Below are 21,790 nucleotides of genomic sequence, written 5' to 3'. Positions count from 1 at the left end.
TCGAAGTTCGATTACCATTGGTTGCCTCCCTTCCAGGAGATCCATGTGAGGGGCGCGACCGGAAGGCGGGGGGCCTCGCCGGTCGCGCCCTGACCTGCTACTTCTTGCGCTTCTGCTGCTTCGCGGAACCGCCGACAGAGATGGTCAAGGACCGGACGGGTCGCTGTGCCCACCTGATGTTCTCGGCCTCGCTCTCAGCCACGGACTCTCTGCAGTTCTCTTGAATCAGGCGTTCCAGCGCTTCGGTGCTCAGGTGCTTCGCCATCAGTGGATCGCCGCCCGCTTGAACTTCTCCCAGCGCGTCTGCGGGCCTCGCGTCCACGGGATCGCCCCGGCCCGGTCGCTCTTCTTCTGGCCGCGGCCGACCTTCCCGCTGTACTGATGCATCCGGCCGTCATCGCCGATCTCGAAACCCGCCTGCGTCTTCGCCATCAGCGCTTGCCCTCCCAGTACTCGCGTCGGGTGATCTTCTTGTCGCGCAGCTCCTGCCGCGCCTGGCGCTCCGTCCGCTTCGCCGCGGCCGTCGCCTCCGCCCAGGTCAGCGGCTTGTCCCGGTCTTTCGCCATCAGCGCTTGCGCCCCTTCTGAATGCCGTACTTGATGTGGTCGGTCTCGGTCACGGTGACCTTGGTGCCGTCCGGCTCCCGCGACCGGGTGATCTCGGTGCGGGTGACATGCAGAAGCCCATCCCCGCCGGTACGCACGTCCCAGTTCACGTGCCTGACCATCAGCGCTTCCGCCCCTTCTCCTGGCTCGCGTAGTAGTCCCGGACGCCCTGCGCGTACCGCTCGGCCCGCGCCGGCGAGTCACCCATTCGCAGCGAGGCGCGCTTCTTCTCCTGCGCCACCTGCTCCACGACTTTCTTTGTCATCAGCGCTTCCTGCCTTCCTTGTCAGGCGGCCTTCTTGCCGCTCAGTTCCTTCGCCCACCGCTGGTGCAGTTCGCGGCGCTCACGCTCGTTGGCCTGCAGCCGCTCCTCAAGCGACCCGCGCCGGCGCCGGTCTACCTGCTGCATCGCCGCCGCTGTTCCCGCAGCCGCTCGGCCTCGGCCAGCGTGGCCAGGCGCAGCTGCCTGTTGCGTTCCTTCACCTCGTCGTGCTGGCGGTTCACCCACTTGTCCGACATGCTGGGAGTTCCTTCACTGCTCACGGCCGTTGCTGCGGCCTGGGGTTCTCTGAAGATCCGGCGGCCCGGGTGCCCACCACTCGGGCCGCCGTCGTGCGCGCCGGCCTCAGCGCTTGTCGGTGATCCGGCTCCGGCCACCGCGGCGGCCGAGCTGCTCGCGCTGGTGGTACTCCCGCGACTGGGAGTCCGACATGCTCTTCTCGACGCTGACCTTGATCTGCAGCCGCTGTGGGCCGACCAAGTTGTCCAGTTCCTTCTTCGCCATTACTTCGCCTCTTTCTTGATCTGTTCAGCGGCGTGGGCCTCAGCCCGCCACCTGCGGAAATTGGTTGCATGTACGGCCCCGTAGGCGAAGCAGGAGACGAGGAAGCCCCACTGCTCCGAGCTGATCGAGTACGCCAGCCACAGCAGCTGCGAACCGAAACCGATCGCCCAGCCCCACACCGACTTCCGGCCGGCCAGCCACAGCCCCGTCACGCCGACGGTCATCAGCAGCCACGACCACCACCAGGGCGCCATCAGCGCTTGTCCTTGGCCTGCTGCTTCCGCCACCAGGCAGGTGACCCATAGGGCGGGTTCTTTTCCCGATCCCGATCCATCGCTTCACGGATCGCCTCGGCATCGCGCGCCATATCACCGTCTTTCGGCTTCGCCATCACTTCACCTCCTCTCCTGCTCGGACCATGTGCACCAGGGCTGCGGCCAGGCCGAACACGGCCACCGGCAGGCACGACACCGCCGTCGTGATCGGCCACGGAGCCGCAGTCATGCCGTCCGCCTGCATCAGGTGGTAGGCGGTCTGGCCGGCCATGCCGAGCACCACCGCGCCCAGCGACGACCAGGCCGCGAACCGGCGCGCCCGGGCCGGGGCACCGCGATGCAGCAGCACGTAGAACGCGTAGGCCGAGTAGGCCTCCATGCCGAGCGGCAGCGTGATGGCGGTGTTCACCGTCGACCACTTGCCGTCGCTGACCAGGCCGGGCAGCAGGTTCACGTCCCCGAATCCGGTCAACCTGCCGATTCCGACCCAGCCTGCCCAGATCGCCACGAACGCACCCGCCGCGACGATCAGGATCGGCCAGGTCCGTAGCGGCTTCGGCGCCACCGCGATCGGCTCCGGGTGCTTCTGAACCGCTTCCGGCGCCGGCGGCCGGACCGGACCCAGCGGAACCTCGGCCAGCAACGGCGCGGCCATCTCCTTGACGGCCCGGTGCGGCTGATCGAGGTGCTTCCGGACCGCTTCCGGGACGGCCTGTCCGGCCGGGGCCGAGGGCAGTTCCATCGGGCGGAAGACGGTGATCTCGTTGACGGTTCGTTGACGCCCCGCCCGGACCGGCAGAGCGCTTCCAGACCGCTTCCGGGACGACAACGTCTTGATCTTCTTACGGGCCTGGCGGGACTTCGCCGCCCGTCGTTCGGCGTCTTCCCGGCCGAGCAGCGTTAGCACCTCGTTGACGGTCGCCCACCCCTTGCGGATGTGGTCGCGCATCTCCCGCTTCGACGGCTGCCGGCCACCCGCGGTCAACTCGCGGGCCTTCGCCAGGGTCGCGTCGTCCAGCTCGACCCGGCCGTTGTCGGTGATCGTCATCGCGACCACCGCTGCTTCTGCGCAGGGCGCCGGTCGCCGCGAGGGCTCCGTGAGGCCCGAGTCGTGATCTTGTCGGCGGGGCGGTCGTTGTCCTTGTCTCGAGGTCGCACGGGAGTCAGGTCCGGATCGAAGTACGTCATCGCGCACCTGCCCGAGCGGGCTGCGGCGGCGGCCCGTCGTCGACCTGCGCCTCCGGCTCGACCTGGCGGCGGATCCGCTTCAGGTCCCGCTGCGCGCGCCGGTCGGCCAGCAGCATCGTCACGTAGCCGATGCCGAACGGGACCGCGAAGCCGACCAGCACGTGCTGGGGCGACACCGTTGCCTCCGGAATCAGCGGGATGTCGGGCAGGTAGACCGGTCCGGCGATCCACAGGCTGGTGAACGCCGACGCCATCGACAGCGTGGTCACCGAGCGGGCCCGGGACACCTGCGGCAGTTCGATCGAGAACTTCATCGGTCGCTCCCCTCGGTGTCGCGGCGGTACTTGAAGTAGGAGATCCACGCCAGGGCCAGGCCGATCACGGTGAACAGCGCGCCGAGCAGGCCGTCGACCGGGAAGCCGATCGCGATGCAGACCACGCCGACCACCAGGGCGAACCACCACGGCGTGTGGACCATCGGGGTACGCAGCATCAGGCCACCGCCATCCGGGCCGGGCGCGGCCGCATCGGACTCGGGCCCGACGGCCGGGCCGGCGCCGTGTGCACGCCGAAGAAACCGGGGATCTGCGGGGCCGGGGCCAGCACCGACGGGAGCACCGCCAGGAACGGCCCGGCCAGGATCAGGAACCAGAGCTGCCAGATCATCGGGCACCCCGCTCCCGGCGCCAGCGCACCATGTACGCCAGCGCGCAAACCAGCGCGGCCACCGTCAGCACGACGCCGAGCAGGCCCGGGGCGAGCAGCGACAACAGGCACAGCAGGATGCTCAGCAGGCCGAGCTTGGTCAGCGTGGTCATCGGGTCACCTGCCAGGCGGTCAGCGCCTCGGTGCCGCAGGCAATCAACAGCATGCCGAGCTGCACAGCCTGGGCCGGACTCATCGGAGCGTCACCGGCGCCCTGAAGCCGCACCGCCGGCGTGGCGCCGACGTTGTTGTCCTGCTCGAGCGACACGTAGATGTCGTGTCGCTCAGGGCCCGACGTTGCTACAACGATCTGCTCGGCGGAGATGTGGGAGGGGATGTCGGCCGCACACCACGGCGGGCACTGGGAAATGGCAGCCTGAGCTGCTTGAATAGTCACGGGTTGACTCCCTGATCGAGTCGGCCAAGGGCCCTGGGTTGCGCTGGAATCGCCACTCGGGGCCCGCCTTGTGTATGGACACAGTAGCGCCGCGTGTATGGACACGCAAGAGGCTTGTGTATAGACACACTCGCCCCTATGGTTTGAGCCATGTATGGACAGCCCGATAAGATCCGGACCGTGCCGAACCCTGAGAACTTCACGCCCATCCGGTCAATCCGGATCGCCACCGCCACGTGGGACGTGGCCAAACGGCGCGCGCGTGAACAGGGGCTGACGATGAGCGAGCTGATTCGGCAGTTTCTCGACTGGTGGCTGCGTACGCCTGGCGCCAAGCTCCCCCAGCGCCCTGGGCCCGACCCTGGTACTGACGACTGATCCATGCTTCTATTGGCGCTGGTCACGGCCGTGAGCACGACGACATGAGGGGCGTCAGCCCGGCGTAAGCCTGGCGACATTTCGGCGACACGGGCGTACTCTCAGCCCATGCCCCGCAACCTTGCCCTGGTCGCCGCCCGCACCGCGCGCAACCTCACGCAGGAGGAACTCGCCGAGCTACTCGAAGTGTCGAAGCGGACCGTGCAGCGCTGGGAAGAACTCGAGCCACGACGGCCGCAGCCGGCCCAGATCCGGCGGCTGCAGACGACACTCGGACTGCCGGTCGAGCAGCTCGGATTCCCCGCCGACAAAAACGCCATGGTCGTCGAGGACGGCCGCGGCGGCCACGACCTGGAGGTGCGCTTCCCGCCCATCTCCACCGCACCGGCTCGGCCGCCGGCCAGCGACTACGCCGGTATCTGGGTCTCGCGGTATGAGTACTACTCGTCATCGCGAGCCGAGGCTTTCACCGGCCTGCACCACGTTGTGCTCACCCAGGGCGGCCCGAAGGTTGAAGCCGTAAGCTTGGCGAATTCGGCCAGTTCTCGGATGGCCATGACCCTGGACGTCGACGGCGTGGTGCTCACCGGCACCTGGGTCGAGGACACCGACAAGACCGGCTACTACCGGGGCAAGCGGTACGTCGGCGGCATCCAGCTGGTCGCCGATCCGAGCGGTTCCCGCCTGGCGGGCAAGTGGGTGGGGCACGGCAAAGACGGCGAAGTGAATACCGGCGCCTGGCGCCTGGACTACCTGGCTCCGGCCACAAAGGCGACGGTCGCGGAGTATGACCGGCCGCCGAACGACTGATCATCGACGTGATCCCGGCTGGACGAACGAGTCCGGCCGGGATCTTTCTGTCTCTACGGTGTCCACCATGAGACGATTCCTGGCCGCAACCGCCCTGATCGCCCTGATGACCGCCTCAGCCTGCTCGAGCGATCCGGCCGAACCGGCCGCGACCACTCTGCCTGTAGTCACCTCGGCGCCGGTGCCGTCGCCTTCCGTGTCCACGAACGTCGAGACCGACACGGCCTGCAAGCTCGTCGGCGATGCCGTCGGGTCGGAGCTGGACAACGACCTGGATGACCGCGCGACGATTGAGGCGATCGTGCTGAACGCGACGAAGTCGAACGTGGAGTCCGTCAAGCTGGCCGGGGTGCAGATGGACGGCCGCTACTCGGCCTGGTCGCGGGCGAACGGAGACGCCGAGCGTGAAGAGAACAAGGTCTGGGATGCTGCGCAGAAAGCGCGGGAGGCCGGCGTGCCGGACGTCCAGATCATCCGGGCCACCGGTCTGAACCGATCGACGTTCCAGCGACGCCTCGGACCCCGCCCGGAAACGGGATCTGGCGAAATCGAGACCACCCCCGAGGGGTGACTCGGTTGTCCATATCGGACGTTCTGCAACTTGCAATATAGTTCAACGATCCGTCAACCGGATGAGTTGCGCTCACGTCCGGCCAGTTTTTATTACCAGTCCGTATCCTGCGCATGACTGGCAGTCAACACAGTTCAGGTGCATGATTCGGACTTCGGGGCAGGATCACCGCGAAGATCCATAACCGACTCTGGGGCCGATCGATATCAGTCAGGTGACCACGACCCGAGGAAACGACCATGACTCAACAGGGCGAATCGGACCGGTCCGAACGTGGTGACCGTTCGGGCAACACGACGCAGGATCTGAGCCCTCGCATCGGTGCCGGCGCGGGCCAGGCCCACGTCGAGGACACTCCCGTCCAGGAGTGGTACCTCAAGGCTGAGTCGGAGCAGCACATCCGCATCCGCGGGCGCTGGTTGCTCATCGGCGGCGCGTCGATCGCCGTACTCACCTTGGCCCTGTCCGTGGTCTGGCACATCGGCATGCGCGACGACATGCCCGTCGCCTACGTCCTTCCGCTCTACGCGGTCGCCTTCGGCGCGATCGGTGTCGGCTGCATGGAGTTCCTCACCCGGTCGACCCGAGCTCAGTACATCCGCAACGCCCGGGCCACCGAAGAGATCGCACACGACATGCTGCTGCTGGTCAGCCTCATGCCCGACGCGCTGCAGCACCAGTTCTGGGCCGGTGCCGCGTTCGATCTCCGTAAAGACCTGCTCACCGGCACCGACAATCCCCGGCCGGCCTCGAACGTGACCTCCTTCCGGCGGACCGCCAAGCAGCGCAACAACGAGGCCCGCTAGATCCCGCGCATCACGTCGATGCGGTCGTAAGCCCGGCGGGCGCGGGCGCCACGCGCTGAGCGGCCGTAATGGCCAAGCATCTGCTCGGACTCCCAGCCGTTGAGCTCCATCAGGTCCCCCTCGGCCCCGCCGGCATCCAGCCAGTTGTGGCTGAACGTGTGCCGGAACAAGTGGGGGTGCAGGTGAATGCCGAGCGCCTGACCACGGCGCTCCATCATCTGCCGGATTCCCGAGGTGGTCATCGAGGTCTTGAGCAGCGAACCTATCCAGAGTGCGGGGACCTGAGCGCCACGCAGCAGTTCGGCGCGGCGGCGCAGGTAGCGGTCGATGGCCAGGGCACACTTCTGATCGAAACGCACGGTCCGGGTCTTGCCACCCTTGCCGGTCACCACTGCCTGTCGTTCCCTGAGGTTCAGGTCATCCACGACCAGGCCCGTGATCTCGGCGAGCCGGCACCCGGTGGAAGCGAACATCCGCACCAGCGCCGTGTCGCGCCGCGAGACGAAGTCCCGGCCCTTCTCCGCGTCCTTGATCAATCGATGCAGGTCCTCCAGGGGAAGAATCCTGGAGGGCAGTTGCCCCATTTTCGGGCCTGACGGTACGTCGACTCCCTGCTTGAACGGATTGTTGTAGTCCTCTTCTTCCTCGAGGAAGGCGAAGAAGCCGGCGATGCACTGGCCGACGTTGTGCTGGGTTGTCTGGGCGTATTGCAGGTGTTTGAGGTGGATGAAGAACTTGCGGAGGTGGCCTTTACCGACTTCGTCCCAGGTGGCCACTCCCTCGGTGATGAGCCAGCCGGCGAACCAGCGCACGGCGTCGCGGTATAGCGCGCGGGTCTTTTCCTTGCGATCGGAGGCGTCTAGAGCGAGCTCGAACGATTCGACCAGGGGGGTCAGGGCGCCTAGGTCGGCAGGCACGTAGCCGCGTCGGCTGGCGGTCATGGGCAGTCACCCGCATTCGGAGTAGACAGAAGCTCTCTGAACGATTGAGAGGCTATCACTCGCGATGGGTGACCGGCCATCACTGGTGTTTGACCTGGTCTTGGGCTTGAAGAGCCCCCGGTCGGGATCGAACCGACGACCTCCCGTTTACAAGACGGGTGCTCTGGCCATCTGAGCTACAGGGGCGGCTGAGTCAGCATACTGGCTGTGAACTTCCTGGCCACCTTGGCATGTCGTTGAAAAAGCTTTACGTTTACATGGCTATTCCTCCACTCGGATCGTCCGGCACGTTCCTGCCGGTGGAAAGGAAGTCTGTTTCAGCATGGCTACCGTTACGTATGACAAGGCATCCCGGATCTACCCGGGCTCCGAGCGTCCCGCGGTCAACGAGTTGAATCTCGAGATCGGCGACGGTGAGTTCCTTGTTCTGGTCGGCCCTTCCGGTTGTGGTAAGTCCACCAGCCTGCGCATGCTCGCCGGCCTGGAGGATGTGGACCGTGGGCGCATCCTGATCGAGGGCAAGGACGTCACCAACCTTCCGCCGAAGTCCCGCGACATCGCGATGGTCTTCCAGAACTACGCTCTGTACCCGCACATGTCGGTGTACGAGAACATGGCGTTCGCCCTGAAGCTGCGGAAGACCTCGAAGTCGGAGATCGACCGCCGGGTGAAGGAGGCCGCGGCTCTTCTGCAGCTCGACGAGTACCTGTCGCGTAAGCCGAAGGCGCTTTCCGGTGGCCAGCGCCAGCGTGTCGCCATGGGCCGCGCGATCGTGCGTGAGCCGCAGGTGTTCCTCATGGACGAGCCGCTGTCGAACCTCGACGCCAAGCTCCGCGTTCAGACCCGTTCGCAGATCGCTTCGCTGCAGGCCAAGCTGGGTGTCACCACGGTTTACGTGACGCACGACCAGGTCGAGGCCATGACGATGGGTCACCGGGTTGCGGTCATGCTGGACGGCGTGCTGCAGCAGGTGGACACCCCGCGCGCCCTGTACGACACCCCCGGCAACGTTTTCGTGGCCGGCTTCATGGGCTCCCCGGCCATGAACCTGAAGACTGTTGCGCTGACCGAGTCGGGTGGCAAGTTCGGCGGGCTGGACATTCCGCTGACCCGCGAGCAGGTCGCGGCCGCGCAGAGCGGTGGCGGCAAGGTCACGATCGGTTTCCGCCCGGAGGCGGCCGAGGTGACCTCGGAGTCGGCCGGTGCCCTGGCCATCGTCGTCGACCTGGTCGAGGACCTGGGTTCGGACGCGAACGTCTACGGTCACGCCGACCTGGAGGGCTCACAGGAGCGTTTCGTGGTTCGTACGGACCGCCGCACCATGCCGAACATGGGCGAGACGGTCTACATCCGTCCGCAGACGTCGGCCATCCACGTGTTCAACGCGGAGTCCGGCGTTCGCATCTGATCGACTGATCAGCAGTTCCGGGCGGTTCCCTTCGGGGGGCCGCCCGGTTCTATTCGGCGAACTCGATGACGACGAAGTCTTTGTCGGTGGCGCACGCCAGGTGGGTGGTGTTCCACGAGCAGGTGCTGGTGTTGACGTTGCTGAGCGGGCCCAGTTGCACGGGGTCGTCGCCGAGGTGGCGGCCCGCGAGCGCGGGATCGTCGGGGTAGCCGGAGAAGGGCTTGCTGAGTTCGAGGATGTTGGTCTCGTCGAGGCGGGCGGCGGCTCGCTGGCCGGCCCACACTTCCTTGCCGCCGGCGTCGAGGAGCCGGGTCTCGGACGAGTAGCTGGTGAGGACCGCCTGGCCGACCGGGATGACCGCGTCGGACCGCGGGGCGGCCGTTTTCCACGCGACCTTGCCGTCGGGGATGTTCACGGCGACCAGCTGGGTGTTTTCGTCGCCGGGGCCGGTGCCTTCGAGCGCGCACACCCGATCGTCGCCGCAGGGGGCGAGTCGCCAGAGCCGCGCGTCGGGGGACGGCGACGTGTAGATGATGTCGACGCCGTCGAGCTTGTCGAGCCCGTACGCGACCAGGCGGTGGGCGCCGTCGGATTCGCGCACGATGAGCCGGCCGTTGTGGGCGACGACGTCGTCGGAGGTGTCGGCGACGTCGGGGCGGGTGACGAGGATTTCGCCGGTGTTCGCGTCGAGGACGCGGGCCGAGTCGTCGCCGCCGATCTGGACGAGGCGCGGGTCGTCGCCGAGGTCGGGCGTGAACGGGCGGCCGGTGGCGCCGGCCGGGCCGGAGAGGTCGGCCGGGGTGGTGACGGTGATCAGTTTGGCGGGGGAGCCTTCGGGGTCGGGCTGCTTCCAGGCTTCGCGGCCGTTGGCGACGTCGAGGCCGAGGAGTTGTTTGTTCTCGCGGTCGGCGATGACGGCCCGGTCGCCCGCGAACCACACTTCGTCGTCGTCACCGAGGGTGCGGTTCCACAGTTCTCGGCCGTCGCCGGCGGCCAGGAGGACGAGTTCGCGGGTTCCGCTCGTGTAGTCGCCGTCGCTGATCAGCGCGACCCCGACCGGCAGGGCGATCACGGTTTGCCAGGCTTTGACCGTGCCGGGGGCGGTGCCGGCGTCGGGATTGCTCCAGGCCGGCTTGCCGGAGCCGGTGTCGATGGCGACGACGCCGATCTTGCCGGTCTCGTAGTCGGCGCCGGCCAGGTAGGCGCGCTTGTCGCGGATGACGGCTTGACGGAGCCCGCTGGTGAACGGGACGGCCGGCGTGACGTGGACCGGCGTGCCGAGCGCGTGATAGTCGAGGGCCGGGTATCGGGGCCAGAACGCCCAGGCGGCGGTGGCTCCGGCCGCGATGACGAGGACGGCCGCGGCGGCGCCCGCGACGACCCACCGGGGGCGGCGGGACGGCTTTTCGGCGGGCGCCGGGCTCGGTGAGGGGCCGGGGTCGTCGGTGGGCCGCGGGGTGTCGGAGGCGAGCCAGGGTTCGTGACTGGGCGGGCCGAACGTCGACGGTGATCCGGGCAGCGAGGGCGAGCCGGGCGGGGTGTGGCCGCCGGCGGCGATCGATGCGGCTTCGCCGGTCGCCCAGGGGTCGACGGGTTCGGCGTAGTGCCGATCGTCGGAGGGGCCGGTGGCTGGGGGAGCGGGCCTCGATGCGGGCGGCGGTCCGGGGGCGGCCGAGGGGAGCGGCGTCGGTGCGGCCGAAGTGGAGGCCACGGTGGCGGTCTTCTCGCCGGGCGACGCCGGCGCACCGGGGGCGGCGGAGGGCCGGGCCGGGTCGAGGGTGGCGCCCTCGGCGACGGGGAGCTCGGGCTGTTCGAGGACCGTGGGGGCGATGCCCAGCTCGCTGTGCAGCAGGCGGGCCACCAGCGGGACCCGCGAGGAGCCGCCGACCAGGAAGAGACCGGCCAGCTCGGACGGTTCGAGGCCCGCGGCGGCGATCACCGCGCCGGCTTCGGCCACCCCACGGCGTACGAGGGAATCGGCTGTTGCCTCGAGCTCGTCGCGGGTCAGATGCACCGCGTGCTCGACGCCGGGCACCGGAACCGGGGCGAACGAGCTGCGGGAGAGCATCTCCTTGGCGCCGCGGACGTCTTCCCAGAACTGGCGTCGCGCCCGCCACTGGGCCAGCGTCACCGGCTCGGTCAGCGCCCGCCACGCCTCGGGCTCGGCCCCGGCCAGCGACTTGCCCAGGTGATCGACCAGGGCCGCGTCGAGGTCGAGCCCGCCCAGATCGTCGGCCCCGCCCGAGGCCGTGACCGAGAAGTCGGCGCCCGGACCGGCGTGCCGCACCACGGCGACGTCGAGCGTGCCGCCGCCGAAGTCGAAGACGGCCAGCGAGGCGCCGACGGGCAGCGGCCGGCGCAGCACCTCGGCGAAGTAACGCGCGGCGGCCACCGGCTCGGGCATCAGGGCCGTCCCGGCCGGCCAGCCCGCCCGGCTCAGCGCGTCGACCAGCACCGAGCGCCGGGGACCGCCCCAGGACGCCGGATAGGTGACCCGGGCCGGCGGGAGGAAACCGGCGGTGGCCACGGCCTCGCGGGCGACCGCGTCGAGCAGCGCGGCCAGCAGGTCGGCCACCGGGACGGGGTCGCCGTCGCCGAGCATCACCGTGTCGGCGTCGACGTGACGTTTGGGGTGCGGTTCGAGGCGGGCGGGGTCGGCATGGCCGAGCCGCAACGCGTCGGCGCCCACGTGCAGGCGGCCGCCGGGGTCGCGATAGACCGCCGACGGCAGCAGTGGGCGGCCGTCGAACAGCAGCGGTCTCGTGCGCCCATCGGGCCGTCGCACCATGGCCACGGTGTGCGAAGTTCCCAGGTCGACGCCGAGCACGAACCCTTCGGTCACGGCCGTCATGCTACGACCTGGGTACGACGAACCTAAGGTGACCGCCATGCGAATCGATCGGGTGACCGGGGCCGCGGCCGTGCACGAGGCGGCCGAACTCTTCGACGCGCCCCCGCTGACCGAGGCGACCGAACGGTTTCTGGCGACGCCCGGCCACCATTTGCTGCTCGCCTACGACGACGATCGTCCGGTCGGAATGATCTCGGGAGTCGAGATGACGCACCCGGACAAGGGCACCGAGATGTTCGTGTACGAGCTGTCCGTGTCCCCTGGGGCCCGCCGGCGCGGCGTCGCCACGGCGCTGGTGACCGAGCTGGCCGCGATCGCCCGGCGCAACGGGTGTTACGGCATGTGGGTGGGCACCGAGCCGGACAACGTGGCCGCCCTGGCCACCTACCGCCGCGCGGGCGCCTCCGAGGAAGCGCCCTTCATTCTGCTCAATTGGGACCTGATCGCCCGCGATTCGATCGTCTGACTCGAGGACCGAATGGCCGACGGAACGGAGAGTGGCGTCGAGAAAGGACATTTGGCTTCGCATGCGCCGATACGGCCGCGGCTGATCCAGAGATTCCGTGACCTGCGGTAACTCGTCGGAAATGATCTCGTTCAGAGGCGTCCGGCCAAATGTCACGGCCTAGTCACAACGTCATCGACCGTAGTGACTTCAATGCCGATCGATCGGAATGATCCGGAGGATGCGCCCAGTGAACCCCCGCTGGGGCGCCTTCCTTCCGGAGGACCCGTACGTGAGACAACAATTCACATGGGGCCGGCGAACGTTCACCTCTGTGCTTGCGATCGGCGTTGCCGCCGGCGCGACTCTGAGCGGTGCGCTCCCGGCCTCGGCCGCGCCGGGCGCGGACGCGGTTCCCGCCGCGCTGCTGAATACGGCCGAGAACCCCGCCACCCCCAAGGAGTCACCGGCCGACACCCTCGGTGGCCACGACGCCGAGCTGCTGGCCAAGGCCGAGGCGGCCCACAAGAAGTTCGTCACGGTCATCGTCGCCACCGACTCCGGCCGGTCCGCGGACGTCGCCGCGAAGATCAAGGCGCTCGGCGGCGTCGTGACCCGGCACTTCGACGAGATCGGCTACGTGCTGGCCTCGGTGCCGATCGCCAAGGTGGTAGCGGCCGCGGAGCTCGCGGGCGTCAAGGCGGTCGACCTGGAAGAGACCGTCAAGCTGCCCGAGACCGGGTTCTCCGACAAGTCGGGCAAGCCCGCTCAGCTCGCGGCGCCGGGCCCGTCGACGCCGGCCGCGAACCCGTACCTGCCGACCGACGAGACCGGCTCGGTGGACTTCAAGAAGAAGTTCCCCAAGTACGACGGCCGCGGCGTCACGATCGGCATCATGGACTCCGGTGTGGACATCGACCACCCGGCACTGGCCAAGACCACCACCGGCGAGCGCAAGATCGTCGACTGGGTGACGGCCACCGACCCGCTGCTCGAGAACGACCTCACCTGGCGCGCGATGCTCACCGAGGTGACCGGCCCGTCGTTCACGTTCGCGGGCTCGACCTGGAAGGCCCCGGCGGGCGCCTGGCGGGTCAACCGTTTCGCCGAGTCGATCACCGCGGCCTCCGAGCCCGCGGGTGACGTCAACCGGGACGGCGACACCACCGACACCTGGGGCATCCTCTACGACCCGGTCAGCCACGACATCCGCGTCGACACCAACCAGAACTTCGACTTCACCGATGACGCCGTCATGCGGCCGTACAAGGAGAAGTTCGATGTCGGCCACTTCGGCACCGACAACCCGGCCACGGCGATCGCCGAGCGCATGCCGTTCGTCGTCGAATACCGCGAGGACGTCGACCTGAAGCCGGCCGGCGGCACCGGCACGGCCGACTTCGTCAACATCGGCATTCCCGAGGGCCTGCACGCCTCGCACGTGGCCGGCATCGCCGCGGGCAACGACCTGTTCGGCAACGCCGCGTTCGACGGCCAGGCGCCCGGCGCCAAGATCGTCTCGGCGCGCGCCTGCTCGTGGGGTGGCGGCTGCACCAACGCCGCCCTCACCACCGGCATGGCCGACCTGGTGATCAACCGGGGTGTCGACGTCGTCAACATGTCGATCGGCGGCCTGCCCGCGCTGAACGACGGCAGCAACGCCCAGGCTCAGCTCTACAACCAGCTGATCACCAAGTACGGCGTGCAGCTGTTCGTCTCGGCCGGCAACAGCGGCCCCGGCGTCAACACGCTCGGCGAGCCGTCCGGTGCGACCGAGGTCGTCAGCGTCGCGGCCAGCATCTCCGACGACACCTGGCTGTCGAACTACGGCGCGCAGACCCGCAAGCCGCTGCAGCTGTTCCCGTTCTCGTCGCGCGGCCCGCGTGAGGACGGCGGCTTCAAGCCGAACATCTCGGCCCCCGGCTCGGCCGTCTCGCTCTCGCCGACCTGGGAGAACGTCGCCGGCCTGACCACCGTGCCCTACACCCTGCCGCCGGGCTACTCGATGCAGAACGGCACGTCGATGGCCTCCCCGCAGGCCGCCGGTGGCGCCGCGCTGCTGCTCTCGGCGGCCAAGGCCAACGGCTTCAAGGTGTCCCCGCCGTCGCTGCGGCGCGCGCTCTACACCTCAGCCGACCGGATCGCGGGTGAGCAGGTCAACGAGCAGGGCTACGGCCAGATGAACGTGCCGGACGCGTGGAAGGTGCTGGCCCGCAAGTCGCCGACCCGCACGTACACGTCGTCGGCGCCGGTCTGCACCCCGCTCTCCGACCAACTGGCCACCCCCGGCCGGGGCACCGGCATCTACAACCGGTGTGCCGTCGCCGACGGTGGTCTCAAGCCGGGCCAGGTCAAGATCCAGACGATCAAGCTGACCCGCACTAGCGGCCCGAGCTACCCCGTGCTGCACACCCTCACGTGGCTGGGCGACCGCTCGTCGTTCGTCTCGTCCCCGGTCGTCGCGCTGCCGCTCAACAAGACGGTCAGCGTCCCGGTCGTGGTGCGGGCCAAGGACGGCGTGGCGAGCGCTCTTCTCAAGGTCGACGACCCGACCACCCCGGTCATCGACTTCGAGGTGCTCAACACGGTCGTCACCGGCGTCAACACCAAGAAGCCCGGGTACGCCACCTCGTTCTCCGGCCAGGTGGACCGCTCGTCGACCACGTCGTACTACGTGACCGTTCCCGAAGGCACGAAGGCGCTGCAGGTGGACCTGTCCGGAGTTGCTTCCGGTTCGCAGACCCGCTTCATCGCCATCAACCCGTGGGGCGTTCCCGTGGAGGACACGGCGAACACGGTTTGCTACACGAACTACTCCGACCCCGCGGCCTGTAAGCCGGACGAGCGTTCGTACGAGAACCCGATCCCCGGCATTTGGGAACTCGAGCTCGAGGCCCGCCGTACGACTCCGGTCATGAGCAACCCGTTCAAGGTGACCGCCAAGATTCAGGGCGTCACACTGACCCCCGAGTCGATCACGCTGCCCAGCGTGAAGGTGAACCAGCCGGTCCCGGTGAGCTTCAGCGTGAAGAACAACTTCGGCCCGGTGACGGTCTCGGCCCAGGGCGGCCCGCTCGGCAGCGCCAGCCGCCAGCGTCCGTCCATCGAGGAGGGCGCGAGCCAGGAGCACGAGTTCGCGGTGCCGGCCGGCTCGACCCGGCTGACCGTGGCCATCGGCAACACCAGCGACGCCACCGCCGACCTCGACCTGTCGCTCTACCGCGACGGCGTGCTGGTCGGCTCGGACGCCGACGGCGACTCGGAGGAGACGGTCACGCTGACCAACCCGGCGGCCGGCAACTACACCGCCGTGGTCGACGGCTACGCGGTGCCCGCGGGCACCACGGAGTTCGACTACCTCGACGTGTACTACAGCCCGGCGCTCGGCTCGGTCTCCGTGCCGTCCACGCCGGTCACCCTGGTCAACGGCGCAACGACGACGGTCGCCGGAACGGTTACCGCTCTGTCGGTGCCGCCGGCGGGCCGTGTGCTGTCGGGTGAGGTAGCCCTCGTTACCGACCAGGGCGCGGTTGTTGGCCGTGCCCCGATCGCGATCACGGCGGTTACTCCGTAGTCGGTTTTTGGCAGTGAGAGAGGCCCGTCTGGCGTTGTGCCGGGCGGGCCTCTTTTGTCGCTTCTCTCAAGATCGCTGTACGGCCATCCCTAACCCCCACCCACCCGGGGAAGGGGCCGACCATAGCCGGGGGTGGCTTGCGGAAACGGGTTATCCACAGGGTCTAACGGGTGGAATTGGTGGTACTGGCCGGTCGAATTCGGCTGGGGCCTACGGGGTATCGGTTTCGACCGGCTCCTCGTGCAGGCGCGGGTCGTCGGGGGTGGCTGCGGGCTTGGACTGCTGCTGCTTGTGCTGCTTGGCGGGCTTGGCAGTTTTGGCAGTCTTGGCCGGTTTGGCGGGCTTGACCTGGGTCGGCTGGTCGGCGGCGGGAGAGCCGGCGGTGTCCGAAGCGGGCGCGGAACCGGCGGGTGCGGTGCCGGCGGGCGATCCGGCGGCGGGCGAACCCACGGCGGGCGATCCGGCAGTAGCCGATCCGGCGGCGGGCGACCCGCCAGTGGGCGATCCAGCAGAAGAGCCGACGGCAGGCGAATCAGCGGCAGGCGAATCAGCGGCAGGCGAATCAGCGGCAGGCGAATCAGCGGCAGGCGAATCAGCAGCGGGCGACCCGACGGCGGGCGATTCGGTGGGCGACCCGGTGGGCGACCCAGTGGCGGACGACCCGGCGGGCGAATCGGTGGGTGCTTCGGCGGGCGACGCGGTGGGTGATCCCGTGGCGGCGGGCAGCAGGGCGACCCCACCGGCGGGCATGCCGGAAACGTCGGGCTCGTCGCCGTTGGGGAGGTCGCGGGGTGTGGCGTTGGTCGGCAGGCCGCCGCCCAGGCCGCCCAGCAGCGGGATGCCGCCCTCGAACATTGTGGACTCGCGGATCCGGGCCCGTGAGGTGGATTCCGTCTCGCCGCTCGGCATCAGGTTTGTCATCCAGGGCAGACCGTTCACGTCGGTGCCGAAGAGGGGCAGGCCCTGGATGCTGTCGGGGACCACGTCGGCCGCGGGGAGATCGGAGTCGGGGTCGGCCGCGGACGGGCTGGTGTCCGGTGCGGAAAGGTTGGGGTCCGGGTCGGCCGCTGAAGGGTCGGAGGAGAGGTCAGGGTCCTCGCTGGCTGCCGACTCGCGGGGGATCGGCGCGCGCCGCGATTCGGTGGCGTTGCCGGGGTTGAGCTGGGCGAGCGGGGCCCGGCCGAGGGCGGTGTCCTTCAGCGAGCTGTGGCCGAGCGGGTTGCCGACCTTGACTCCGTTGCTGCGGCCCAGCAGGCCGGTGAGTTGTTCGTCGGCCGCCGCGCTGGTGCCGGGGATCACGTCGGCCTGCGCCGGAGTGGCTGTGAACAGGACGATTCCGCCCGCGAGGGCATACCACAACTTGCGCACTGTTCTCCTCCTGGCAAGCGCCGAATTCGGACCAAAGTGTCGGATGGGGCAACGAACGGCCACGCCGAGCGGTTCCGGCTGGTTACGATCGCGAACGTGGCTACGGATTCGGCGAGGGACGGCGCACGGAAGTCCTTTGTGGCCCGCCTTCGTGAGCGCAACGGTGACGCCCGGCCGCATTTCGTGGTCTGCGGATCGGATGCGCTGGTCTATACGCTGGCCGAGGAACTGGCCAACTCGGGGCGCATCCGGCTGACCGTGATCACGCCCCCTGACCTGCGGCCGGCCGTGCCCGATCTGGACGGCCTGCGGGCCCGGGGCGTGCGGGTGATCACCGCGGCCCGGCTCGATGAGCGCACCTTCCGCGAGGCGGGGCTGGCGGGTGCGGCCGCCCTGGCCCTGGTGATGCCCGATGACATGGTCAACCTGCATGCGGCGTTGTGTGCGCGGGCCGTCGAGGGGGATCTTCGGCTTGTTCTTCGCATGTTCACAACCGGTCTGGCGTACGGGGTCCGCAAGCTCTTCGCCGACTGCGCGGTGCTCTCCGACGCCGCCATGGCCGCTCCCGCCTTCGTGGCCGCCGCGCTTGGCGAGGTGGCGCCGACCCATTTTCGGTACGCCGCCCGCACCCTGACCGTGGCCAAGCGCGGCGACGTGCCGGAGAAGTCGGCTCTGCTCACGCTGGCCACCTTCACCGACAACGGCCGCATGACCGTGCTGCCCGCCGAGCCCGGCGAGTCCAGCCGGCAACCCGCCGATCTGGTGCTGGCCGAAGCCACCGGCCGCCCGGCGGCGCAGGCGGTGACCGCCCGCCGGCTCGCCCGGGCCGGCCGGCGCCGCCGCCCGTGGCTGTCGATCGGCCGGGCCGTGCGCGTCGGGCTGACCCGCAAGCTGGGCATCGCCGTGCTGGTGGCGCTGGGCCTGACCGCGATCTCGGGCATCCTGCTCGCGCGTTCCACCGGCGTCGACGGGTTCTGGAAGTCGATCTACATCACGCTGCTGACCGTGGTCGGCTCGTCCGATGTGGAACCCGACAACTCTCCTGCCGCGCAGGCCGCCCAGCTCGTGCTGACGATCTCCGGCGTCGCGCTGTTGCCGCTGATCACCGCGGCCGTGGTCGACGGGGTGGTCAAGACCCGGCTGGCCCTCGACCGGGGCGAGGTGCTCAAGGTCCACTCCGGTCACATCGTGCTGGTCGGGCTGGGCACGGTGGGCACCCGGGTGCTGCGTCAGCTGATCGATCTCGGGCTCGACGTGGTGGCGATCGACCGCAATCCGAACGCGCGGGGTGTCAAGGTCGCCGAGTCCCTGGGCGTACCGGTGATCACCGGTGACGCGTCGCAGGAGGAGACGTTGCGGGCGGCGTCGATCAGCCACTGCCAGTCGCTCGTGGTGGTCTCGACCAACGACGCGGTCAATCTGCAGGCCGCGCTGCACGCCCGGGCCGCCCGCGAGGACATCCGCGTCGTGTTGCGGCTGTTCGACGACGACTTCGCCCAGCGCGTGCAGACCGCGTTCAACATCAACATTTCGCGCAGCGTCTCGCGGTTGTGCGCTCCCGCGTTCGCCGCGGCCATGCTGGAACGCGAAGTGCTGGCCACGATGCCGGTCGAGCGGCACGCGCTGCTGGTGGCCGCCGTCCGGGTGATGCCGGGCTCGGCCCTGGACGGCGCCCCGGTCGACCGGGCCGAGCGGCCCGAGAGCACCCGGGTGATCGGCATGACCGCGGCCGGTTCGGAGTGGGTCGATTGGCTGCCGGACGGCCGGCGGGTGCTCGCCGCGGACGACGAGATCGTCGTGGTGGCCCGCCGGGCCGGTCTGCGCGCGCTGCTCGGCGAGGCGGCGTCCCGGCAGCTGAGCGACTCAGCTGCCGGTGAGTGACTCCACCTCGATGCCCAGCACGGCCTGCTCGTCGGGTTTCTTGGCCAGCACGTCGGTGAGGTAGGACTGCACGGCCGGGGCCATGCCGACGTCGCGACCGGCCCGCTCGGACAGCAGCCACTTGTGCTGGATGATCTGTGTGAAGATCTCCTGCGGCTCGAGCTTGTTGCGCATCGCCGCCGGGACGGCCCGCACAACCGGTTCGAACACCTCGGTCAGCCAGCGGTGTGCGGCCTGCTGCTCGTCGGTCAGCAGACTTTCCGCCCGGTACGTGTCCAGGTCGTTGAGCAGCTGGCGGGCCTGGTTCTCCTCGGCGTCGAGGCCGGTCAGGCGCAGCAGCCGGCGCGTGTGGTAGCCGGCGTCGACGACCTTGGGGCGGATGCGGTAGCCGCCGTCCACGGTGGACATCGCCACCTCGGCCACGTCGAAGCCGAGCTCGTTGAGCCGCCGGATGCGCCCCTCGATGTCGTGCCGGGCGTCACGGGCCACTTCCTGCTCGTACGTCACCTCGTGCCACAGCCGTTCGTAGCGCGCCACGATGTCGTCGACCACGGATTCCGGGTCGATCGACTCGTGCAGCAGCTCGGCCGCCTCCAGGTCGAGCAGCTCGCCGAAGATGTTCAGCCGCAGGATCTCGATGTCCTCCAGGCGCTGACCCTCGGAGAGCTTCGGATAGAGGTTGCCGGTCTCGGCGTCGACCAGGTAGGCCGCGAACGCGCCCGCGTCCCGCCGGAACAGCGTGTTGGACAGGGAGCAGTCGCCCCACGAGAAACCGGTGAGGTGCATCCGCACGATCAGGGCGGCGAGCGCGTCGAGCAGGCGGTTCAGCGTGTCCGGCCGCAGCGTGTGCGAGAACAGCGCGCGATAGGGCAGCGAGAACTGCAGGTGACGCGTGATCAGCACGGTCTCCAGCGGCTCGCCCTCGGGCGTTTCCCGGTCGGTGACGATCGCGACCGCCTCGACGGCGGGGAAGTCGATGCGCTCCAGCGCGCGCAGGAGGTCGTACTCCTTTTCGGCGATCCGCTCCCGGGTCTCCTTGAGCGCGTAGACCACGTCGTTGAGTTTCACGAACCGCACGATGTGGCGCGAGATGCCCTGGGGCAGGGCGACCAGATGGTCGGCCGGCCACTCCTCGAGCGGAATGCCCCACGGCAGATCCAGCAGCGCCGGGTCGACGAGGGCGGAAGTGATGCGCACCGAACCAGTGTGCACGTTCCTCCGCGCGCGTCGCTGCCGCAGGTGGCTCGTTACACAGGTGCGAGAACGCCGGATTAGTACATATGTCCCTGATGTGACACGAATGGCGGGTTAATCACAGTGCCGTTGAAGACCGGTCGACGTAAGGCAGGCATAGCGATCGCGGCATGTGCGGCCGTGCTTCTGGCGGGCGCGGCAGGTGCGACCGCCTGGCGTGCCGCCGGCGACGACGGCAAGCCGGTCGGCACCTGGCACGACGCTCCCGCCGCGGCCCGTACGCCGGTCTCGGGCCAGCAGGAACTCGGGCATGGGCCGACCGTGGCCGAGGACGGACCGGCGGCGATCCCGGGCGAGGCGGGGCGGATCAGCGTCGTCGCGCCCGAGCCCCTGACCGAGGACGGGCCGGCGGTGGAGAAGACCGAGGTGGCGACGGTCCCGCGGGCCGGAACGCGGGAGCGCCCGATCGAGTCCGGCTCGGCCGACCCCATCCTCGAGCGGGGCACCCCGTCCGGGCCGGCGAACGGCCGTCAGCGGGTCGGCGAGCAGCTCAACGTGCGCAAGGCGCTCGGCTATCTCGGCGGCCGGCCCAAGAAGGAGACGTTCCGCTATCCCGGCGCCTCGTACGTGAAGCTGCACTTCTCGCGGATGGCGCTGATGCCCGGCGACTACGTCACGGTCACCAACGCGGACCGCACCGAGAGCTACCGGTACGAAGCCCCGCAGGACTCGACCGGCAGCGACCGCTGGGCCATGTCGGTCACCGGCGACACCGCCGTCCTCGAAGTGCACCGCGCCCCCGGCGCCGGACCGGCCGGCCCGACCGGCGGCCTCGGTGTGGATGTCGACCGGGTCGCCCGCGGTTTCACCCGTACGGAACAGGCTCGTCAGCCCGAGAAGCAGCTGTTCGCCCCCGGGCGTACGGGCCGGGAGGAATCGGTCTGCGGCAGTGACACCTCGGCCGACGCGGTCTGCTACCGCTCGTCCGACCCGGTGGCGTTCACCAAAACCAAGGCGATCGCCCGGCTGCTGATCAACGGAACCGAGCTGTGCACCGGCTGGCGGGTCGGTCAGCAGAACCGCATGCTCACCAACAACCACTGCTTCACCAGCACGTCGCAGGCCTACGACACCGAGGTCTGGTTCAACTACCAGTGCGCCAAGTGCGGCAGCTACGACGTCTCCCAGCCGACCAAGGTGTGGGGCTCGCAGGTGATCGCCACCGACCGCACATACGACTTCACCCTGTTCTCGGTGGACCGGTTCGCCTCGATCCAGAAGTACGGCTACCTGACGCTCGACACCAAGCGGCCGGCCAAGGGCCAGGAGCTGTACGTGCCGCAGCACCCGGCGGGCCAGCCGGCCAAGATCGCCGGATCGCTGGGGGAGAAGGCCGGGAACTGCTCGGTCGTCAACCCGGGCTACGACGGTTACGCCTCCGGGTCGGACGTGGCGTACTACTGCGACACCGAGGGTGGTTCGTCCGGTTCGCCGGTGCTGTCGCGCGCGACGAACAAGGTGGTGGCGCTGCATCACTTCGGCGGCTGCCCCAATTCGGGCGTACGGGCCGACCTGCTCGCGACCAAGCTGGCCCGCTACCTCTAACTTC

28 protein-coding genes and 1 tRNA gene are annotated in these 21,790 nt (G+C 69.1%); 9 read left to right on the top strand and 20 right to left on the bottom strand.

Going from position 1 to position 21,790, the window contains the following annotated elements:
• Positions 1-264: 264 nt before the first annotated feature.
• The 15 genes from ACZ3I4_RS17345 to ACZ3I4_RS17275 all read right to left on the bottom strand — a co-directional run bounded on the left by ACZ3I4_RS17345 (position 265) and on the right by ACZ3I4_RS17275 (position 3,954).
• The gene (locus tag ACZ3I4_RS17345; protein ID WP_465382914.1) at positions 265-432 is read right to left on the bottom strand and encodes a hypothetical protein; all 168 of its coding nucleotides are present in this window, start codon (positions 430-432) and stop codon (positions 265-267) included.
• Entirely contained in the window at positions 432-566 is a 135-nt protein-coding gene (locus ACZ3I4_RS17340; RefSeq protein WP_465382913.1) for a hypothetical protein, read from the bottom strand. The genes ACZ3I4_RS17345 and ACZ3I4_RS17340 overlap by 1 nt, the downstream gene beginning before the upstream one ends.
• Positions 566-727 (bottom strand): hypothetical protein, encoded by a 162-nt coding sequence (locus ACZ3I4_RS17335; protein ID WP_465382912.1) that lies wholly within the window; start codon positions 725-727, stop codon positions 566-568. The genes ACZ3I4_RS17340 and ACZ3I4_RS17335 overlap by 1 nt, the downstream gene beginning before the upstream one ends.
• Positions 727-870: a hypothetical protein gene (locus ACZ3I4_RS17330; RefSeq protein ID WP_465382911.1), complete on the bottom strand. Its 144-nt coding sequence runs from the start codon at positions 868-870 to the stop codon at positions 727-729. The genes ACZ3I4_RS17335 and ACZ3I4_RS17330 overlap by 1 nt, the downstream gene beginning before the upstream one ends.
• Positions 871-891: 21 nt before the next feature.
• Positions 892-1,014, bottom strand: a complete 123-nt coding sequence (locus ACZ3I4_RS17325; protein ID WP_465382910.1) for a hypothetical protein — start codon at positions 1,012-1,014, stop codon at positions 892-894.
• Positions 1,002-1,124 (bottom strand): hypothetical protein, encoded by a 123-nt coding sequence (locus tag ACZ3I4_RS17320; RefSeq protein ID WP_465382909.1) that lies wholly within the window; start codon positions 1,122-1,124, stop codon positions 1,002-1,004. Before ACZ3I4_RS17320 ends, ACZ3I4_RS17325 begins: the two co-directional genes overlap by 13 nt.
• 106 nt (positions 1,125-1,230) lie before the next feature.
• On the bottom strand, positions 1,231-1,389 hold the full coding sequence (locus ACZ3I4_RS17315; protein ID WP_465382908.1) for a hypothetical protein: 159 nt from the start codon (positions 1,387-1,389) through the stop codon (positions 1,231-1,233).
• Complete coding sequence (locus tag ACZ3I4_RS17310; protein ID WP_465382907.1) at positions 1,389-1,643, bottom strand: hypothetical protein; 255 nt, start codon at positions 1,641-1,643, stop codon at positions 1,389-1,391. The genes ACZ3I4_RS17315 and ACZ3I4_RS17310 overlap by 1 nt, the downstream gene beginning before the upstream one ends.
• Positions 1,643-1,780, bottom strand: coding sequence for a hypothetical protein (locus ACZ3I4_RS17305; protein ID WP_465382906.1), 138 nt, complete (start codon positions 1,778-1,780; stop codon positions 1,643-1,645). The genes ACZ3I4_RS17310 and ACZ3I4_RS17305 overlap by 1 nt, the downstream gene beginning before the upstream one ends.
• Positions 1,780-2,712, bottom strand: coding sequence for an ABC transporter permease (locus ACZ3I4_RS17300; protein WP_465382905.1), 933 nt, complete (start codon positions 2,710-2,712; stop codon positions 1,780-1,782). Before ACZ3I4_RS17300 ends, ACZ3I4_RS17305 begins: the two co-directional genes overlap by 1 nt.
• Positions 2,713-2,848: 136 nt before the next feature.
• Positions 2,849-3,166, bottom strand: coding sequence for a hypothetical protein (locus tag ACZ3I4_RS17295; protein ID WP_465382904.1), 318 nt, complete (start codon positions 3,164-3,166; stop codon positions 2,849-2,851).
• On the bottom strand, positions 3,163-3,345 hold the full coding sequence (locus tag ACZ3I4_RS17290; protein WP_465382903.1) for a hypothetical protein: 183 nt from the start codon (positions 3,343-3,345) through the stop codon (positions 3,163-3,165). Before ACZ3I4_RS17290 ends, ACZ3I4_RS17295 begins: the two co-directional genes overlap by 4 nt.
• Positions 3,345-3,518 (bottom strand): hypothetical protein, encoded by a 174-nt coding sequence (locus tag ACZ3I4_RS17285; RefSeq protein ID WP_465382902.1) that lies wholly within the window; start codon positions 3,516-3,518, stop codon positions 3,345-3,347. The genes ACZ3I4_RS17290 and ACZ3I4_RS17285 overlap by 1 nt, the downstream gene beginning before the upstream one ends.
• Positions 3,515-3,670: a hypothetical protein gene (locus ACZ3I4_RS17280; RefSeq protein ID WP_465382901.1), complete on the bottom strand. Its 156-nt coding sequence runs from the start codon at positions 3,668-3,670 to the stop codon at positions 3,515-3,517. The genes ACZ3I4_RS17285 and ACZ3I4_RS17280 overlap by 4 nt, the downstream gene beginning before the upstream one ends.
• Positions 3,667-3,954 carry a hypothetical protein gene (locus ACZ3I4_RS17275; protein WP_465382900.1) on the bottom strand — a complete coding sequence of 96 codons (288 nt, stop codon included), beginning with the start codon at positions 3,952-3,954 and terminating at the stop codon, positions 3,667-3,669. Before ACZ3I4_RS17275 ends, ACZ3I4_RS17280 begins: the two co-directional genes overlap by 4 nt.
• Positions 3,955-4,104: 150 nt before the next feature.
• Between ACZ3I4_RS17275 and ACZ3I4_RS17270 the strand changes: the two genes are divergently transcribed.
• From ACZ3I4_RS17270 to ACZ3I4_RS17255, 4 genes are all read left to right on the top strand, one after another.
• On the top strand, positions 4,105-4,332 hold the full coding sequence (locus ACZ3I4_RS17270; protein ID WP_465382899.1) for a hypothetical protein: 228 nt from the start codon (positions 4,105-4,107) through the stop codon (positions 4,330-4,332).
• Positions 4,333-4,440: 108 nt separating this feature from the next.
• On the top strand, positions 4,441-5,142 hold the full coding sequence (locus ACZ3I4_RS17265) for a helix-turn-helix transcriptional regulator (protein ID WP_465382898.1): 702 nt from the start codon (positions 4,441-4,443) through the stop codon (positions 5,140-5,142).
• Entirely contained in the window at positions 5,120-5,713 is a 594-nt protein-coding gene (locus ACZ3I4_RS17260) for a hypothetical protein (RefSeq protein WP_465382897.1), read from the top strand. Before ACZ3I4_RS17265 ends, ACZ3I4_RS17260 begins: the two co-directional genes overlap by 23 nt.
• 239 nt (positions 5,714-5,952) lie before the next feature.
• The gene (locus tag ACZ3I4_RS17255; protein WP_465382896.1) at positions 5,953-6,519 is read left to right on the top strand and encodes a hypothetical protein; all 567 of its coding nucleotides are present in this window, start codon (positions 5,953-5,955) and stop codon (positions 6,517-6,519) included.
• Here ACZ3I4_RS17255 and ACZ3I4_RS17250 read toward each other — a convergent pair.
• Both ACZ3I4_RS17250 and ACZ3I4_RS17245 read right to left on the bottom strand, forming a co-directional pair.
• Positions 6,516-7,460 carry a tyrosine-type recombinase/integrase gene (locus ACZ3I4_RS17250; protein WP_465382895.1) on the bottom strand — a complete coding sequence of 315 codons (945 nt, stop codon included), beginning with the start codon at positions 7,458-7,460 and terminating at the stop codon, positions 6,516-6,518. The genes ACZ3I4_RS17255 and ACZ3I4_RS17250 overlap by 4 nt on opposite strands.
• A 112-nt stretch (positions 7,461-7,572) precedes the next feature.
• Positions 7,573-7,646, bottom strand: a tRNA-Thr gene (locus ACZ3I4_RS17245).
• Between the two features lie 136 nt (positions 7,647-7,782).
• On the opposite strand from ACZ3I4_RS17245, the gene ACZ3I4_RS17240 reads away from it, so the two are divergent.
• The gene (locus ACZ3I4_RS17240) at positions 7,783-8,868 is read left to right on the top strand and encodes an ABC transporter ATP-binding protein (RefSeq protein ID WP_465382894.1); all 1,086 of its coding nucleotides are present in this window, start codon (positions 7,783-7,785) and stop codon (positions 8,866-8,868) included.
• Between the two features lie 49 nt (positions 8,869-8,917).
• Here ACZ3I4_RS17240 and ACZ3I4_RS17235 read toward each other — a convergent pair whose 3' ends face one another.
• Entirely contained in the window at positions 8,918-11,710 is a 2,793-nt protein-coding gene (locus ACZ3I4_RS17235; protein WP_465382893.1) for an Hsp70 family protein, read from the bottom strand.
• A gap of 46 nt (positions 11,711-11,756) precedes the next feature.
• Between ACZ3I4_RS17235 and ACZ3I4_RS17230 the strand changes: the two genes are divergently transcribed.
• Together ACZ3I4_RS17230 and ACZ3I4_RS17225 are read left to right on the top strand one after the other, a co-directional pair.
• Complete coding sequence (locus tag ACZ3I4_RS17230; protein WP_465382892.1) at positions 11,757-12,185, top strand: GNAT family N-acetyltransferase; 429 nt, start codon at positions 11,757-11,759, stop codon at positions 12,183-12,185.
• A gap of 271 nt (positions 12,186-12,456) precedes the next feature.
• Positions 12,457-15,738, top strand: coding sequence for a S8 family serine peptidase (locus ACZ3I4_RS17225; protein WP_465382891.1), 3,282 nt, complete (start codon positions 12,457-12,459; stop codon positions 15,736-15,738).
• 210 nt (positions 15,739-15,948) lie between these two features.
• Here the strand turns inward: ACZ3I4_RS17225 and ACZ3I4_RS17220 are convergent, their stop codons facing one another.
• Positions 15,949-17,106 (bottom strand): hypothetical protein, encoded by a 1,158-nt coding sequence (locus tag ACZ3I4_RS17220; protein ID WP_465382890.1) that lies wholly within the window; start codon positions 17,104-17,106, stop codon positions 15,949-15,951.
• Between the two features lie 96 nt (positions 17,107-17,202).
• On the opposite strand from ACZ3I4_RS17220, the gene ACZ3I4_RS17215 reads away from it, so the two are divergent.
• Positions 17,203-18,987 carry a potassium channel family protein gene (locus tag ACZ3I4_RS17215; protein ID WP_465382889.1) on the top strand — a complete coding sequence of 595 codons (1,785 nt, stop codon included), beginning with the start codon at positions 17,203-17,205 and terminating at the stop codon, positions 18,985-18,987.
• Here the strand turns inward: ACZ3I4_RS17215 and ACZ3I4_RS17210 are convergent.
• Positions 18,970-20,184 (bottom strand): DUF4032 domain-containing protein, encoded by a 1,215-nt coding sequence (locus tag ACZ3I4_RS17210; RefSeq protein WP_465382888.1) that lies wholly within the window; start codon positions 20,182-20,184, stop codon positions 18,970-18,972. The two genes, ACZ3I4_RS17215 and ACZ3I4_RS17210, sit on opposite strands and share 18 nt — an antisense overlap.
• A 177-nt stretch (positions 20,185-20,361) precedes the next feature.
• Between ACZ3I4_RS17210 and ACZ3I4_RS17205 the strand changes: the two genes are divergently transcribed.
• Positions 20,362-21,786, top strand: a complete 1,425-nt coding sequence (locus ACZ3I4_RS17205) for a trypsin-like serine peptidase (RefSeq protein WP_465382887.1) — start codon at positions 20,362-20,364, stop codon at positions 21,784-21,786.
• Positions 21,787-21,790 lie beyond the last annotated feature (4 nt).

The organism is Actinoplanes sp. NPDC021490, from assembly GCF_055562135.1.
The sequence above is the reverse complement of the archived record's forward strand: the minus strand, read 5'-3'. Positions and strand labels throughout refer to the sequence as shown.